Genomic DNA, 15,735 nt, shown 5'->3' with positions numbered 1-15,735 from the left:
TTTTGTATATCTTATAAAATCTGTGAAAATTATTTTTTTGCAGCACTTGCATCTGGCGCTCCAGCAGGAGCTTCAGCAACTTTTACTCCTGTTTGCACATTCATAATACCGTCAACAACAATTTTTTCACCGACTTTAAGTCCTGATTTTACGACTACTTTATCGCCTAGTTTTATACCTAACTCCACTTTACGTTGTTCCGCTTTACTGCTATCGCCAACTACGTATACATTAAATACACCTAATTGATCTTGAATAGCTTTATATGGAATAACCACTTCTTCTGTAGCAGAATTCGTTTTAACGTTTAACGAAAGATTCATGCCTGCTCTCAAAATATTGCTTGCATTGTCAAAATTAGCACGTACTTTAATTGTTCCTGTCTGTGGGTCTACAGCGCGGTCAATCGTTGTGATTCGACCGGAAGAAGCGTATTCTGTACCATCTGGCAATACAGCATTGATCTGAGCTGCAGAACCTGATTTTTGTAAATTGACAAATTGCGGAATATCACGCTCGCTTACTTGAATTTCTACTGCAACTGGGTTGACAGATGATAGCGTATTTAGACGCGTAGTACCAGGATTAACCAAAGCTCCAAGACGTACTTCCGATATACCGACAATACCCGCAAAAGGAGCACGGATGGTCGAACGATTTAAATTTGTTTGAGCTGTCGTTACCGCGGCTTGAGCGCCCAAAATTTGGGCTTTTTGATTGGCCACATCTGTTTTCGCGTAGTCCAATGTTTGTTTCGCGATCGCATCTTTGTCTGCTAATGCTTGGTAGCGGTTTAAATCTGTTTGTACACGATCCAAATTGGATTGCGCAATTCTCAGATTGGCTCTCGCCTGATCTAAAGCTGCGGTATAGCGTGTGCCATCTATTTCATATAGTTTTTGACCTTTGGAGACAGACGCTCCATCAGTGACAAATATTTTTGTTACATAACCAGAAACTTCAGCAAATAATTCGGCTTCATTCAAAGGTTTTACAGTAGCTGGATAAGTTTGGTTGCCCGTAACGATCTCTTCAGTGGCTGTAGCAAGTGATACAGGTACAACACGCTCTGCTTGCTGCGCAGCCTGTTGTTTCTGCGCATCTTTATTGCCACATGACTGCCAAATTAGCGTAGTTCCAATAAAAAAAGCGGCTAATAAATGTTTTTTATTCATGATATTCTTGGTTTCTAAATGTTGTTTATTTTGTATCTACAGTTCCTAAAGCTTTTTGAACATCTAACTTGCTGGAAAGAAGTGCATAAAGCGCATTTAAATAATTCAATTGACTCGTCTTGAGATCAGTCTCCGCTGTCATTAAGTCCAAATAAGTTTTGATCCCTTCGTCATATTGCAATTTAATGGTGTCGTATACTTCTTTAGATAGATCGACATTATCTTTTGACGTTTTCCAGTCAATTAAATTAGCATTGTAGGATGCTGTAGCAAGCGCATATTCCGTATTGATTTGGTTTTTCAAATCCTCCATGCTTAAATCAATTCTACTCTCGCGAAGTTTTGATTGATAGATCTGATGTTTTCTCTTAAATCCTTGAAAGATTGGGATCGAGACCGATAAACCCGCCACAGAACTTGGGAAATTGTCTTTATATAGATCTTTAAATTTGTTGTCTCTATAATTGAAAGCATAATTGTAAAATGCACTTACATTTGGTAAGTAAGTCCATTTATAATATTGAGTTTCCAATTCCTGCATTTTTTTAGACGTTTGCAATTGTTGGAATTCGATTCTGTTGGTCACGCTTGCGGATGAAGTCGTGTCAATCAAAATCTGGTTTTCCATATCGGCATTCTCAAAAGATAAAGTAATGTCAGTTTGGTGATCCACGGCTAACAAATTTTTTAAATAATCGTATTTGTAGCGGCGCAGTTCAATGGTACGTTTCTCGTCAGCATTGGCATTGCTTAATGCAATCTGTGCTCTCTTGAAATCGGTTTTATCAACCATCCCCACTTCGTACCGTACTTTGGCATCGTTATATTGCTTTTGAAGTCGAGTAATATTTTCACGTACGATTTTGATCTGCTCTTCACTCGTCAAGATATCATAATACGCTTTACTCACTTCAACGACCATATTGATCTTTTGATTTTCTGTATTTTGTTTATTGGATTGACGGATGAGTGTCGCTGCTTTTGAAGCTTGCATCAATGCAGGATTCAAAATCTGTTGATCAGCCTGCAGGGTCAGGGCACTCGCATTTTTTTGTCCTAGCGCAATGTTTTGACCACCTATAAAAGAAGTTGGTACCTTTACATTGTAGTTATAAGAACCATTCGCATTGACCTGAGGCAACCAGCCAGATAAGGCAATGTCAATATCTTTTTCGCCAATTTCTTCATCAATTGCAGCCTGCTTAAGACTAATCTTATTATTAAGGGCATAGTCAATAAGTTGCTGCAAATTTGCTCTAGCAGGTAATGCCTCATTGCCTGTTTGTTGGGCATAACTAACATTCCATACGGTCGTTAGGGCTGCCAAAGAGAAGGCTATTTGTCTAAACTTCATATAATTATTTATTTTTAACTCCATCCCAAATGATTTCTACAACATCCGAGATACTTTCATTTGATTTTAATTTATTGTGCTTTACTCCTTTAATTGCTGATACAGCAGTTCCAAAGAATATACAAGCGAGTACTTCAACATTGGTGTTTTTAAGTTCACCTATTTTAATACCTTCTGTTAAAAATTTGAGGATACTGCTCTGACCACTAATCGATTCGTTCGTTTCGTAACTGTTCACTTTATAATATGGAGAAGAGTAAAATTGTTCAAAAAAACTAAACATTTCTACGTTTTCTCGATAAAATTTGACAAACCCCTTCCATATGTGAAAAAAAGTTTCCTTATACGTTAATTCCTCCTGGATGGACTCAAAAATTGATTCATGGAGTGCGTCTCCGCAATATTGAAACAAGCTGACGATCAAATCATCTTTTGAAGGAAAGTAATGGTATATGGTGCCGATTGCGACATCAGCATCTTGAGCGATTTTACTCATTGCTGTGCCATGAAAACCATGATCTTTGATCAACCTTAAGGTGGTCTCAAATATGGAAATCACTTTTGAATTATTTTTTGTGTATTGAACGTTCATTCGGTTCCAAATGTAGAAATTTTAATTAGATCTATCTGTCAAAATAATGTAATGAAAAGATGAATTTTATTCATTATAGCCATCTCCATCGCGATGCAGGAAATGTTAACGTAAATTTAACATCAGTTAGTTTGCTAATCATTTTGTATGATCTATATTTGCACATCATAATTTAGGTTTATAATTGGTTAGTAAAGGTTTTCATTCTCCCCGTTTGAAAACCTTTCTTTTTTATTTTTAGCCATAAAAAAAGCCTAGTTTATAAAAACTAAGCTTCTTTATAGATATTTAACGTACTTACTTACAATTTTTCAAATCTTCTTGTACTTCTTCAAGACTGAATATTTTATCTTGTTTTGCAAAATTAGTGGTTATGTAAGTCAAAACATAAGCAATATCAATATCTGTTAACGTTTCGTTTGCAGGCATAATCGTATTAAAGGTTTTTCCTGCAACAGTTATTTCTTCCTGTAAACCATTTCTGACGATACAGGATAGACGTTCCCTATTTTTCGTTAAAAAATCAACATCCGTTAAGGGGGGATATAAAAGCCCTAGACCTTCACCCTTATCCCCATGACAATTTTTACAGTGATTGATATATATTTTTTTTCCATTCACAGCATATTGTGCAGTTTTAATGTCCTCACCAGATTGACAGCCGATCATGGCACTAAAAATATAGATGAAAACTAGTACACCTAAACTATATATTTTGGTCATTTTACTTTTCTTGTAATAGGATCGCAAGCTCTTTTTGTAATTTGGCCACTTGCTCGTCATTTGTTCCATCATATGCACCACGGATACGTTTTTGTTTATCGATTAAGACCAGATAGCCTTGATGATCGTAACCTCCTGGAGCATTTTTGTCTTCAGCAGTATAAACGAGATACTGATTAGCGATTCCATAGATGTCCGCCTTTGAGCCTGTCACAAAATTCCAATGATCGTTGCTAACGCCCAATTTATGAGCATATTCTTTTAATACATGAGGTTGGTCATATTTAAAATCAATGCTATGGGAGAGGAAATAAACTTGATCACTATCTTTATATTGCTCATAGACCTTCAACAGATTTCTATTCATGGTAGGGCAGATACTTGGACAGTGTGTGAAAAAGAAATTCGCGATATATACTTTATTATCGTAATTCTTGTCCGTGATATAAGTACTATCTTGATTTAAAAATTTAAACGCGGGTATGGTATGATAAAGCGTATCCGTAATGGTTTTACCATCAACAATTTTTTCAACAGGTTCACGTTGACCATAGATCGGAAGAGTAGCTGTATTGGATTGGCAGCTAGAAATTCCCAATGCCGCAAGTGCTAAGAAGAATGAAGCACGAATATGAAATGATTTGATCATACTAATACTTGTTTAAGATTTCTTGTTTTTCTTTTGATACACGATCAAATACAGCTTTCATATCTTTAACTTTAGTTAATTCGCGATTGGCGTAATCTACTGTGGTAGAATCTGCACTGTACCCTTTCATCCAGTCCATCATGTGATCTGTAGCTTCTTCAAGATTCTTTTTTAACTGGGTTAACTCTTGACGAGTTTGAGTTGTATCAAGCGCCGGCTTAGCTGTTTTGATTGCTTTAAGATGCGTTAAGATAGAGTCGATCGTAACAGCATCTTTGTCAAATACGCTTACTTGTGGCATGATCTCATCATGAATTTTCATGGTTTCTTCTTGCGTTTTAGCTAAATCATTTTGGTTATTGGTGTTTGAGCTATTGTTACATGAAGTAATCGCAAAAGCTGATGCAATTAAGAAAGCTAATTTTTTCATATCGAAATATTTTGTCTGTTATAGACAAAGATACCAAATAGATCAGGAAGATAATAGCTAATTATACCCTTGTGTATGTAAAATTCAAGTCACGAATGTAGATTTCATTCTTGGCTATGGCACATATTTCATTTTGATCGTTGACAATTTCGACGGAAAACGTTTTGATCATCCTTCCTCTACTTTTTAAGGTGTCCATACAAGCATTGAAATCAGAGTCATCGATTTTGATCGAAAATTTAAGATTGGTCAAGCCAGGCTTTTTATATTCAATAGATGCTGATTTGAGCCAAGCTACAGTTTTTTTAAAGCCATGAGCCTGCAGTCGCTGGTCGATTAGTATGGCATAAAAGGGATCGACTGCTGAAAATATCGTTCCACCAAATATGGTATTGTTAGTGTTTTTGTTAAAAATACTTTTGATGATTTTAACGTCGACACCTTGAAAATCAGGATAAATTCGTTGAACCCATATCCGCTGGAATAAAAAAGGAGGGTAGATTCTCAATAACCATTTTAGAGATTTCGGACTATACAACATCGCGCAAAGGTAATACAATAAATTAAAAATCGTTTGCTATTTAACTTGTAAAAATGCTTGTACAATGATACTTTTATAAAAAATTGAATTATGACTAACCAATCAAATTCGCACACAAACAGGAATGTTTGGATCATTGTTCTTGTGGCATCGTTGGGGTATTTTGTGGATATCTACGATCTGATTATTTTTTCGATTGTACGGGTCAAATCATTTGAAGAAATAGGTGTATCACCCCAAGATATGCGAGCCGAAGGTGAGTTTGTATTGAATATGCAGATGGGGGGCTTATTGATTGGTGGTGTGATATGGGGAATTATAGGGGATAAGTTTGGTCGACTGAAAGTCTTATTTGGTTCTATTTTATTATACTCCTTGGCCAATATCTATAATGGTTTTGTTCAGGATGTGATGACATACGGTATTATTCGTTTTGTTGCGGGTATCGGATTGGCAGGTGAATTAGGTGCCGGAATTACATTGGTCAGTGAAAGTATGCACAAGTCAAAACGTGGTTACGGAACTATGTTGGTGGCAACAGTAGGTGTACTGGGTGCGGTACTTGGATATTTCATATCTGAACAGTATGATTGGCGTACGGCCTATTTTGTCGGTGGTGGGATGGGGCTGCTGCTTTTACTAATGCGCGTAGGAGCGCTGGAATCTGGTTTGTTTAAAACAGCAGAAAGTAAGACGGTCGTTAAAGGCAAGTTCAGTATGCTTTTTACGGATAAACACAGATTTAAGAGATATCTATACTGCTTATGTATCGGATTGCCCATTTGGTTTGTCGTAGGTGTATTAGTCACCCAAGCTCCGGAGATCGGAAAAGCGCTGCACGCTCCCGCAACATTGAGCGCTGGAAAAGGGGTATTGTTTACTTATCTTGGTATTTCGTTGGGTGATCTGCTGGCCGGTTTATTGGCGCAAGTATTAAAATCTCGAAAAAAAGTGGTATTAATATGTCAAATGGTGATTTTGATCAGTGCATCCTGGTATCTGCTAAGTGATGGTTTATCGGAAACCAGATTTGTCTGGTTATGCTTTTTTATGGGGCTGGGGATTGGATATTGGGCTACTTTTGTAACGATCTCCGCAGAACAGTTCGGTACCAATTTGAGAGCCACAGTTGCGACCACTGCACCTAATTTTGTCCGTGGCGCGCTGATCCCTTCGACCATGTTGTATGGGATTCTTGTCAATCAATGGGGGATTATCATTGCGGCTTTTGTCATGATCTTTTTCCTTTCAGGAATCGCCATCTATGCGCTAACACAACTGGAAGAAAGTTTTGATAAAGATCTAAACTATCTGGAAGAGTAGTATAGATTAACGTTTTGGACATTTACTGCATCGATTACCTTTTTTATATTTCTTACAACATTTTTTAAAACATGCACATGAAAAAGGAGAGAATGGACTTGATGCTTTTGTATCTGCACAAAAATCCATTTTCTCCTTTGAAAGCGTATCTTGAAATCCTAATCCTTGCAATTCTAAAGTATCCATAGCGCAAAGATACATATTATTTATAAGCAGTCTAAATAAAAAAGTGTTAAATTACATTTTTTTAAGTAAGTTGTCGATGACTTTAGGGTACTGCTGATGCTCCAGTTGCTGTCCTTTGAACTTAATCACCTCTAAGGTGTCTTGCGGTTCTACTTTAAATCGCCCTTGATAAATGACTTCCCCTTCATCAAAATGCTCATTAGCAAAATGAATGGTTATACCATGCTCTGTTTCCTTGTTTGCCAATACAGCTTTATGGACATGATCGCCATACATACCTTTGCCACCGTATTTAGGTAATAGCGCTGGATGTATATTGATGATCTTATTGGGAAAAGCTTGTAATAAATGGGGTGGAACTAACCAAAGGAATCCTGCAAGTACAATTAAGTCGATGTTTAAATTTTTTAGCATTTTAACAATTTCGTCCGATTTGAAAAACTCTTCACGGTCAAATACATGTACAGGTATTTCAAAATTGTCAGCTCTCTGGATGACGTAAGCATCGGCATTATTACTCAATACAATAGCGATCTCGGCATCTTCAGAATATTTAAAATACTCCATTATTTTTTGGGCGTTGGAACCAGAACCTGAAGCAAATATGGCAATACGTTTTTTCACAGTTTAATTGTGTTAAGTGACGTTCTAAAAAAATTTAATCAATCAAACTTACGTTATTTTTTGTAAATAAACTAACATAATGGTGTCATGTGTACAATTTGTCTCGTATATTTAACCTGATTCAATAGCATTTTATTTTTTGATCTCATGAGGACATTTACATTTCTATTCATTACATTTTTAGTATTATCAGCACAGCATGCCAGCGCTCAGGCACCGCATCAGATACCTAATTTTTCCCTGCAGGAGGTATATACAGGAAAGGATTTTAAACCTGCAGATCTACCCAAAGATGGTCTTATTGTGTTTAATTATTATGATACTGGATGCAGTCATTGTCAAAAAATGGGAGCAGGGATCGCAGAGCAGATGAGCACTTTTAAGCGTATTAAATTTTACTTCGTCGCCATGAATGACCGCGAATATGTCGATGGATTTATCAATATGTTTGCTAAGAAGTTGAAACCAGAGTCCAAAGTATCTTTTATTAGGGATCCCGACGGGCAATTTATCTCTTTGTTCAAGCCCACACAGACCCCTTCACTTTATATCTATGACGCCAAAACAAAAAAATTATTGAAACATTTAGATGGTGTAGATGATGTTAAAGTGTTGCAAGTCGCTTTGCAACAGCTAGCCAGATAGTTTTGCTTGTCTTCTAGTTGTAATTTTTAAAAACAGGAGTCTTTTTTTGATACAACTAATTATAATTATTTGCTATTTTTGCGACATCAAATCAAGATATGAGCGACTCAATTAAACACGAGTGCGGTATAGCACTTATTCGACTGTTAAAGCCCCTTTCTTATTACCAGGAAAAATACGGTACGCCTTACTACGGCATAAACAAATTGTACTTATTGATGGAAAAACAGCACAACCGTGGCCAAGATGGCGCGGGTATTGCAACCATTAAATTCGATGTCAAGCCAGGAAATCGATACATTTCTCGTTACAGAGCGATGGGATCCAGTGCTGTAGCTGATATCTTCGAATATGTACAAAAGAAGTTTGCTTCGGTGCAAAAGGCTTATCCAGAGCAATCTAAGGATACGCAATGGTTAAAAGATAATGTTAGTTTTACCGGAGAGGTATTGCTAGGCCACTTGCGTTATGGTACTCATGGAAAAAATAGCATTGAAAGCTGTCATCCTTTTTTAAGACAAAATAACTGGATGTCTCGCAATTTGGTTGTTGCTGGAAACTTTAATATGACAAATGTTGACGAGTTATTGCAACAATTGTATGAATTGGGTCAGCATCCCAAAGAAAAAGCAGATACAGTCACTGTGCTAGAAAAAATCGGACATTTCTTAGATGATGAAAACCAAGACTTATTCGATAAGTTTAAGCAAGAAGGGTATTCAAATATTGAAATCAGTTCGCTAATTGCTCAAAATTTAGATGTTCCGAAAATTTTAACTCGTTCGGCAAAAACTTGGGATGGTGGCTACACGATTGCCGGTATATTTGGACATGGAGATGCATTTGTCATGCGTGATCCAGCGGGTATCCGTCCAGCTTTTTATTATAAAGATGATGAGGTACTTGTCGTTGCTTCGGAAAGACCGGTTATTCAGACAGCATTTAATATCTCAATAGATAAAGTTCAGGAAATTAAACCTGGTCATGCCTTAATCGCCAAGAAAGATGGTACCGTGACCGAGGAAATGTTTAGAGAGCCTGTTGAACAAAAATCATGTTCTTTCGAACGTATTTATTTCTCTAGAGGTTCTGATGCAGATATTTACAAAGAACGTAAGCAACTGGGACGTCTTTTGTGTCCACAGGTGCTAAGCGCAATTGACAATAATATTAAGAATACCGTATTTTCTTTCATCCCTAATACAGCTGAAGTTTCCTACTATGGTTTGATGGATGGTATCAATACTTACGTAAGAGATTTTCAAAAAGATGCACTACTCAATAGAGCGGATAAAATTGAAGATGGCGAATTGGAAGATATTTTAAGCATTCACCCTCGTTTTGAGAAACTGAATGTCAAGGATGCCAAACTGCGCACTTTCATTACACAAGATGCCGATCGTACAGATATGGTACAGCATGTGTATGATACGACCTATGGTATTGTGAAAGATCATGAAGATACTATCGTAGCGATTGATGATTCCATTGTAAGAGGAACAACCTTAAAACAAAGTATCTTAACGATTTTAGATCGTCTGAATCCTAAAAAGATTGTTATCGTATCTTCGGCGCCGCAGATCCGTTATCCAGATTGTTATGGTATCGATATGTCTAGAATGGGCGAGTTTGTCGCATTTGAGGCTGCAGTTTCTTTATTAAGAAAACGTGGATTGGCACATATAATTGATGAAGTCTATCAGAAATGTTTGGTTTCCATAACAGCTGATATTGATGATATAGACAATTACGTTAAAGAAATTTACGAACCTTTTACTGATGAAGAGATTTCAAATGAGATCGCAAGAATCATTACACCTCATCACTTAAAAGCAGAAGTAAAAGTCATTTTCCAGACATTGGACAACTTGCATATTGCATGTCCTGATCATAAAGGAGATTGGTATTTCTCAGGTAATTACCCAACACCAGGAGGTAATAAAGTTGTTAACAAGGCTTTCATGAACTGGGTAGAAGGTAAAAATGTAAGAGCTTACTTCAGTAGTTAATAAGCTTTGTATATAAAAACAAGAAAGGCTGATATCCTAGGATATCAGCCTTTCTTGTTTTTATATAGATCTTTTTTACATACGTTTTAAAATAAAGAAGAATCCAGCTGCAGTACAGGCTAGTACTGCTGAGGTAGCCCACCAAAGGGTTGTGAAGCCAAAAGAGCCCACGATATTGGTTCCTAAGAGCGGCGAAAAAATATTTGCAGCAGAGAAAGCCAATGAATTGAATCCCATGTAAGCACCCTGTGTTTTGGGTGTTGATCGATTGATAGTGGCTGTCGCCATAAAAGGCAAGGTCAGCATTTCACCAATGCCAAATACAAAGAATGTAACATAAAGCATGAATAACCCAGCATGTATATTGAACATGGCATAAGAAATGGAACAAAAAAGTGTCCCGATAACTAATGTTTTGGTAATCGTTAATTTGTGTTCTGCAATATGTACGATAAACATCTCCAATAATACGATAATCAAACCGCTCCATCCCATCAAAAATCCGATCTCATGTTCATTGAGGTGATGGACTTCACGATAGAAGATAGGAAGAGTGGATATCAGTTGGAAAAAGCATAACGAAAATATACAGCACAGGATATTGAAGATAATAAAGGGCCCATCTTGATAAGGGTTTCGTTCTTTTTTATTGTGTGATGTAGTCGTGATCGGTGCAGCCCTCAAAGCCTTTAGGTTGTTTTTTTCTTTCTTATAAAAGAAGAGGAAAAATACAATAGCCGCCGCCGCTGCTGCCATGGCATTTCCATAGAATATCCAATCAAAAGATATACCTGCCAAAAAACCTCCTACAGCAGGACCGATCGAAAAGCCAAGGTTAACGGCCAATCGATTTAAAGAGAACGCTCGCGTTATATTTTCGGGTTTAGCATAACTGGCTACAGAAACTGAGTTGGCAGGCCTAAACGCATCAAAGACGGCACTCAATACAAAAATCATGATGCCTAAGGACTCTACAGTTTTAAAATAGGGTGTGATCAGAAACAAAGGAGCTGCTAAGGTTAAACTGAACAGTTGGACTTTGAAGCTACCAAATCGATCTGTGAGCCAGCCGCCCACATAAGAGCCACACACAGATCCAAAACCGAAACACATCAGCACAAGACCCACTTGTTTGATATTAAAATGAAGAGCTTGGGTCATATAGATCCCTAAAAATGGGATCACCATACTTCCCATTCTATTGATCAACATCACGATGGCGAGCAGCCATGCGGAGCGGGATAGTCCTTTAAAGGATCCGATGTATATAGATAAAAGTTTTTTCAAGTGAATATGTAAAAAGCCAAAAGAATACATCGTATCCCTTTGGCTAGTTTAAAAAATAGTTATGTTACACCAATTGTGATGCTGCTATCGTATCATTGACTTCATACGTGGAAGCGATGAGGTTCTTTTTGCCCGTCGAAGGTTCAAAAATAATATCGATTCGTCCCAAGTTGATACCTGCAAAGCCAACCTGATTGACCGCTGTTTTTGTTCCCTTTAAGTTGGTTACAAAAGTAGGTTCTTTCAAGAAGGTATGCGTATGCCCACCAATGATCACATCAATATCGCTTGTTTGAGCTGCTAGCACCAGATCCGATACCTTATCACTCTCATACTGGTAGCCCAAGTGCGATAAACAGATAACCAGATCACATTTATGCTTTTCCTTAAGCTCTTTGACCACCCGATTGGCAACGGCTATCGGATCGAGATATTTCATCCCTTTGAAATTGTTGGGATCGACCAGTCCTTCAATATCCACACCAAGACCAAATACACCTATTTTGACACCTGCTTTCTTAAATAGCGTATAATCTTGAGTTTTCCCTTCCAAAACAGTACCCGTAAAGTCATAGTTTGCCGTTAAGAAAGGAAATTTAGCATGGTCCAGATATTTGACCAGTCCGTTTAAACCATTATCAAATTCATGATTACCAAAAGTACCCGCATCATACCCTAATTTAGTCATGAGGTCAAGTTCTAATTTTCCACCAAATAAGTTGAAATAGGGGGTACCTTGAAACATATCGCCAGCATCCAGCAATAAGACGTGAGCTTCCTCAGCTCTGACTTTTTTGATAAGTGTGCTTCTGCGTGCAACTCCTGCTAGACCCTGATATCTTCCGCCATCCATTGGAAACGGTTCTATTCTACTATGCACATCATTGGTATGTAGAATGGTCAATTTTATTTTTTTAGAACCTGCAAGCGAGGTCAGTGGCAAACCACCCAAGGTGGCAACAGCGGAAAGACCAGCTGCTGTTTTCAGAAAGCTTCTTCTATTTAATGACTTTAACTCTTCCATCTAATTGCATATTAATTTTTTGACCTTTTTTAGTAAAGCTAGCGATATACTCCATTAGACTTTCTCTCACTTTTTGTGGGTAGTCTGTTCTTTTAAGTGCATGGGTAAATAAATCTAAATTGTCACCTCCATTGGCTAAATAATCATAAGTAACGACTTTATAGATTTTATGAAGATCCAGATCTTTTCCTTGCACCTGAATATTTACTGGCTTTTTGTCCTGTATGGATAACGTTATACCGGTGACCGGCTGTCCACCAGTTGCAGCAATGAAATTGGCCAGTTGCTGAATCTGTTCTCCATTGAGTTCCATTACGGTCAATTGATTTTCAAAAGGCATGACCTCAAATACACTTTCAATGGTAATATCTCCAGCCTTTATTTCGTTACGAATGCCTCCTTTAGTAGCAAATGCGATGTCTGCTTGATTGTTAACTTTTGCACTAGCCACTAGTAATGCTTGAGTAAAGAAATTTCCCATTAAAGTTTCAGGAGCTTTTTCTTTTGTCAATGCAACTTCGGAAAATCCAATGATCCGATTCATCTCTGCCTGCATCTGCTTTTTGTAGGGCGTATAAATCGCTACGATCGTGCTGTCATCAACGGTGTTTTTATTGATTTCGTATTGTTTGAAGTCCTTTTGGATAGGACTTAATTTTTTGCTGCAAGATGTGCTCAGTAGGATAGCTAAAAACCCGAGGGCTACATATTGAAGTTGATGTAAAGTTCGTTTCATCATGTAATAAGTGTTTTCGGTACAAATGTAGATAATAAAAGCCTAACATTTTGTTAAGCTTTTATTATGAGTATGCAAAAGAAGGCGTTTTTTTAATTGGCAACTTCTGTTTTTTTAATATCTTTTCTGATCACTGCATCTCTTTGATTTCTCAATCGTATCGATTTTCTACGATCTGCAATTGTCGTTTTCGTGATTTTTGCGACCATTTTATTGTTCTTATATAATTTCCAGTTCATCAACAGAACGGAAACCAATATGATCACCAAACCTATGACCTGTGTCGAAGTAACCGCATGGCTACTGAAAAAGTAACTTAGTACTAATGCAACAATAGGATTGACATATGCATAGGTACTCACTTCGGTCGCAGGTCTTACCGATAGCAACCAGATGTAAGAACTAAATGCCAAGATCGATCCAAACACAATTAAGTAAGATATATTGAACCAATCGATAGGAGTGACCTGTTGAAAGCTGAAACGGGAAAATTCACCGTTTAAGCTAGCTACAACTGTAAATAGCACCCCTGCTGTAATCATCTGCCATGCCGTCTTTACGGAAACATGTAGATCCTCTTGTTCTTCTTTTTGGCTTTTCTTTTGGTATTTAGAGTATAAAGAACCTGCCGTCCAAGCGATCGAACCGAGCACCATAATCACTAAGGCAATAACGGTTATTTCTTTATTTGCTGATGATTTGCTGGCAATGATCTGCTCTACAAAGAGTAAAATAACACCGCAAAAACCTAAGATCAAACCCGCAATGGTCGATTGGCTGCTAAAATTTTCTTTCCATTTTGGTTTATCCAAAATAACAAACCAAATTGCAGCCGCTGCCGCAATAATTGCCGCTACACCACCCGAGACGTATTGCTCAGCCCAGATAAGGCCACCCATATCAATAAACAAGAGTAAAAATCCAACAACAATAGAATCGCGGATCGCTCTTTTGTTGAATATTTTATAACCTTTCAATACACAATACCCCATCAACAATATGCTTGCTGTAATAAACCTAAATGAGCCTAAAATGAATGGTGGGAAACTGTGAAGCGCCTTTTCAATAAAGAAAAAAGTTGACCCCCATACAATATACACCACAGCATATGCGAGTATGACCATTAAAGGGCTTGCTTGTTGTACTTTATTATTTAACATCTCTAAATTCCTTTCCTAAATTATTCCGGTATAACTAACTGTTGTTCTTCTTTTACTGTTTGTAAGACAATGGTGGTACGTGTTGAAATGATTCCTTCAATTTTACCCAATGTATTACGCATCAGATCGACTAAAGCAGTAGAATCAGCTGTTCTAACTTTGATCAGGTAACCATCGTCTCCAGCGATATCGTGGACTTCCTGCACTTCAGGTATCTCGGCTAGAAGAATCCCAACTTTCTGCTCTCCAATGATATCGTTCGCTTTGATAAATATAAACGATAATAGTTTTTGATCGATTGCCGCTGGATTTATTTTAGCATTATATTGTAAGATTACATTTTTCTGCTCTAATTTTTTAACACGCTCTAAAATTGCAGAAGGAGCCATACTGAGCTCTCTTGCAATATCGGCGTTGTTGATACGGGCATTGTCCTGCATTAAACGCAAGATTTTGTAATCTACATGATCTAAATTATATTCTACTTTTGTCATATCGAGTGCAAAGGTAAGTATATTTCGAATTATATTCAAATAATTTGATAAAAATCAGAATATAATTCTATTTAAGATCTTTTCTATTGGTTTGTAAATAGCCTATTTTGGTAGCTGGAGGACTAACTTAATATTGTAACATGTTATTTTTTAGTCGATTACGTTTAATTTGAATTATCTTTGGCAATTGTGCTATCTCATCGAACATTATTCGCCAAAGGTTTCCATGGAATATTTTTCCCGTAATATCTTAATCATATAACTCGTACTCAGGGTGACGAGCAAGCCTACCACACAACCGATAGTGACACAGGCAAAGCGATCGAGGGCCGCAATGTACGATTTTAACTGATGCTCATGAACCACAACAATAATCATAGCCACCATCGCTGTACGTGCTACACTTAAGATATTAAAGAGTCTGCAGATCGCGACAGATGTAATCACCCCCAAAAGCATGGACCACATCTGAGGAAGATTGGTAAAGTAAAAAAGTATACCCGTGGCTGAACCTATAAAATTGGACTTTGTTCTATCAAAAGCAATCTTAGTGGCTTCGGTATCATCTGGAGATATCACTAATACAATGGAAATTAAGGTCCATATGGCCGAATATTCAGGAAAGCTGATATATAAGAAGTAGCCAATAGAAAAACCAATCAAAATACGGATCAAATAGATGATGAAGTCGGAGTGTAGGCTATATCGCATCAGTGTTTTACGCATCTTAATTTGTTTTTTTGCAAAAGTACATCTTATTTGTAGAATCAAAAATCATTATGA

17 protein-coding genes are annotated in these 15,735 nt (G+C 37.2%); 3 read left to right on the top strand and 14 right to left on the bottom strand.

From position 1 onward, the window contains the following. Positions 1-29: 29 nt before the first annotated feature. From AC06G9_RS14580 to AC06G9_RS14550, 7 genes are all read right to left on the bottom strand, one after another. Entirely contained in the window at positions 30-1,175 is a 1,146-nt protein-coding gene (locus tag AC06G9_RS14580; RefSeq protein WP_045752152.1) for an efflux RND transporter periplasmic adaptor subunit, read from the bottom strand. A gap of 25 nt (positions 1,176-1,200) precedes the next feature. Continuing rightward, positions 1,201-2,529, bottom strand: coding sequence for a TolC family protein (locus AC06G9_RS14575; RefSeq protein WP_480956569.1), 1,329 nt, complete (start codon positions 2,527-2,529; stop codon positions 1,201-1,203). Positions 2,530-2,533: 4 nt separating this feature from the next. Continuing rightward, entirely contained in the window at positions 2,534-3,121 is a 588-nt protein-coding gene (locus AC06G9_RS14570; protein ID WP_045752154.1) for a TetR/AcrR family transcriptional regulator, read from the bottom strand. Positions 3,122-3,418: 297 nt separating this feature from the next. Further along, positions 3,419-3,844: a c-type cytochrome gene (locus tag AC06G9_RS14565; RefSeq protein WP_480956568.1), complete on the bottom strand. Its 426-nt coding sequence runs from the start codon at positions 3,842-3,844 to the stop codon at positions 3,419-3,421. Position 3,845: 1 nt separating this feature from the next. After that, entirely contained in the window at positions 3,846-4,493 is a 648-nt protein-coding gene (locus tag AC06G9_RS14560) for an SCO family protein (RefSeq protein ID WP_248753279.1), read from the bottom strand. 1 nt (position 4,494) lies between these two features. Continuing rightward, positions 4,495-4,923 (bottom strand): hypothetical protein, encoded by a 429-nt coding sequence (locus AC06G9_RS14555; protein ID WP_045755817.1) that lies wholly within the window; start codon positions 4,921-4,923, stop codon positions 4,495-4,497. A gap of 61 nt (positions 4,924-4,984) precedes the next feature. Next, positions 4,985-5,464: a DUF4442 domain-containing protein gene (locus AC06G9_RS14550; protein WP_045755818.1), complete on the bottom strand. Its 480-nt coding sequence runs from the start codon at positions 5,462-5,464 to the stop codon at positions 4,985-4,987. A gap of 90 nt (positions 5,465-5,554) precedes the next feature. Here AC06G9_RS14550 and AC06G9_RS14545 point away from each other — a divergent pair, with 90 nt between their 5' ends. Then, positions 5,555-6,787: an MFS transporter gene (locus tag AC06G9_RS14545; protein WP_045755819.1), complete on the top strand. Its 1,233-nt coding sequence runs from the start codon at positions 5,555-5,557 to the stop codon at positions 6,785-6,787. Positions 6,788-7,024: 237 nt separating this feature from the next. Here AC06G9_RS14545 and purN read toward each other — a convergent pair whose 3' ends face one another. Beyond that, complete coding sequence (gene purN, locus AC06G9_RS14540; protein ID WP_248753281.1) at positions 7,025-7,597, bottom strand: phosphoribosylglycinamide formyltransferase; 573 nt, start codon at positions 7,595-7,597, stop codon at positions 7,025-7,027. 147 nt (positions 7,598-7,744) lie between these two features. Between purN and AC06G9_RS14535 the strand changes: the two genes are divergently transcribed. Together AC06G9_RS14535 and AC06G9_RS14530 are read left to right on the top strand one after the other, a co-directional pair. Continuing rightward, positions 7,745-8,242 carry a TlpA family protein disulfide reductase gene (locus tag AC06G9_RS14535; protein ID WP_480956567.1) on the top strand — a complete coding sequence of 166 codons (498 nt, stop codon included), beginning with the start codon at positions 7,745-7,747 and terminating at the stop codon, positions 8,240-8,242. A 98-nt stretch (positions 8,243-8,340) separates the two neighbouring features. Continuing rightward, positions 8,341-10,251, top strand: coding sequence for an amidophosphoribosyltransferase (locus tag AC06G9_RS14530; RefSeq protein WP_094773477.1), 1,911 nt, complete (start codon positions 8,341-8,343; stop codon positions 10,249-10,251). A 75-nt stretch (positions 10,252-10,326) separates the two neighbouring features. Here AC06G9_RS14530 and AC06G9_RS14525 read toward each other — a convergent pair whose 3' ends face one another. From AC06G9_RS14525 to AC06G9_RS14500, 6 genes are all read right to left on the bottom strand, one after another. Beyond that, positions 10,327-11,538, bottom strand: coding sequence for an MFS transporter (locus tag AC06G9_RS14525; RefSeq protein WP_094773401.1), 1,212 nt, complete (start codon positions 11,536-11,538; stop codon positions 10,327-10,329). Positions 11,539-11,602: 64 nt separating this feature from the next. After that, entirely contained in the window at positions 11,603-12,562 is a 960-nt protein-coding gene (locus tag AC06G9_RS14520) for a metallophosphoesterase (RefSeq protein ID WP_480956566.1), read from the bottom strand. Then, positions 12,537-13,301 carry a 5'-nucleotidase C-terminal domain-containing protein gene (locus AC06G9_RS14515; protein ID WP_293927648.1) on the bottom strand — a complete coding sequence of 255 codons (765 nt, stop codon included), beginning with the start codon at positions 13,299-13,301 and terminating at the stop codon, positions 12,537-12,539. The genes AC06G9_RS14520 and AC06G9_RS14515 overlap by 26 nt, the downstream gene beginning before the upstream one ends. Positions 13,302-13,390: 89 nt before the next feature. Further along, positions 13,391-14,458, bottom strand: a complete 1,068-nt coding sequence (locus AC06G9_RS14510; RefSeq protein ID WP_281046951.1) for an EamA family transporter — start codon at positions 14,456-14,458, stop codon at positions 13,391-13,393. Between the two features lie 20 nt (positions 14,459-14,478). Continuing rightward, positions 14,479-14,952, bottom strand: a complete 474-nt coding sequence (locus AC06G9_RS14505; RefSeq protein ID WP_045755826.1) for an Lrp/AsnC family transcriptional regulator — start codon at positions 14,950-14,952, stop codon at positions 14,479-14,481. Between the two features lie 207 nt (positions 14,953-15,159). Beyond that, positions 15,160-15,678 (bottom strand): FUSC family protein, encoded by a 519-nt coding sequence (locus tag AC06G9_RS14500; RefSeq protein WP_045755827.1) that lies wholly within the window; start codon positions 15,676-15,678, stop codon positions 15,160-15,162. Positions 15,679-15,735: the final 57 nt, after the last annotated feature.

The sequence above is a fragment of the Sphingobacterium sp. MAE genome (assembly GCF_056711605.1).
Note: the sequence above shows the minus strand (reverse complement) of the source record. Positions and strands in the feature narration are given on the sequence as shown.

Bases quoted from the DNA above. Each gene is read 5' to 3' on its own strand.
- AC06G9_RS14515 (WP_293927648.1), bottom strand. From the start codon at position 13,301: ATGATGAAACGAACTTTACATCAACTTCAATATGTAGCCCTCGGGTTT.
- AC06G9_RS14580 (WP_045752152.1), bottom strand. From the start codon at position 1,175: ATGAATAAAAAACATTTATTAGCCGCTTTTTTTATTGGAACTACGCTA.
- AC06G9_RS14510 (WP_281046951.1), bottom strand. From the start codon at position 14,458: ATGTTAAATAATAAAGTACAACAAGCAAGCCCTTTAATGGTCATACTC.
- AC06G9_RS14500 (WP_045755827.1), bottom strand. From the start codon at position 15,678: ATGCGTAAAACACTGATGCGATATAGCCTACACTCCGACTTCATCATC.
- AC06G9_RS14555 (WP_045755817.1), bottom strand. From the start codon at position 4,923: ATGAAAAAATTAGCTTTCTTAATTGCATCAGCTTTTGCGATTACTTCA.
- AC06G9_RS14530 (WP_094773477.1), top strand. From the start codon at position 8,341: ATGAGCGACTCAATTAAACACGAGTGCGGTATAGCACTTATTCGACTG.
- AC06G9_RS14550 (WP_045755818.1), bottom strand. From the start codon at position 5,464: ATGTTGTATAGTCCGAAATCTCTAAAATGGTTATTGAGAATCTACCCT.
- AC06G9_RS14575 (WP_480956569.1), bottom strand. From the start codon at position 2,529: ATGAAGTTTAGACAAATAGCCTTCTCTTTGGCAGCCCTAACGACCGTA.
- AC06G9_RS14570 (WP_045752154.1), bottom strand. From the start codon at position 3,121: ATGAACGTTCAATACACAAAAAATAATTCAAAAGTGATTTCCATATTT.
- AC06G9_RS14545 (WP_045755819.1), top strand. From the start codon at position 5,555: ATGACTAACCAATCAAATTCGCACACAAACAGGAATGTTTGGATCATT.
- AC06G9_RS14565 (WP_480956568.1), bottom strand. From the start codon at position 3,844: ATGACCAAAATATATAGTTTAGGTGTACTAGTTTTCATCTATATTTTT.
- AC06G9_RS14535 (WP_480956567.1), top strand. From the start codon at position 7,745: ATGAGGACATTTACATTTCTATTCATTACATTTTTAGTATTATCAGCA.
- AC06G9_RS14505 (WP_045755826.1), bottom strand. From the start codon at position 14,952: ATGACAAAAGTAGAATATAATTTAGATCATGTAGATTACAAAATCTTG.
- AC06G9_RS14560 (WP_248753279.1), bottom strand. From the start codon at position 4,493: ATGATCAAATCATTTCATATTCGTGCTTCATTCTTCTTAGCACTTGCG.
- AC06G9_RS14520 (WP_480956566.1), bottom strand. From the start codon at position 12,562: ATGGAAGAGTTAAAGTCATTAAATAGAAGAAGCTTTCTGAAAACAGCA.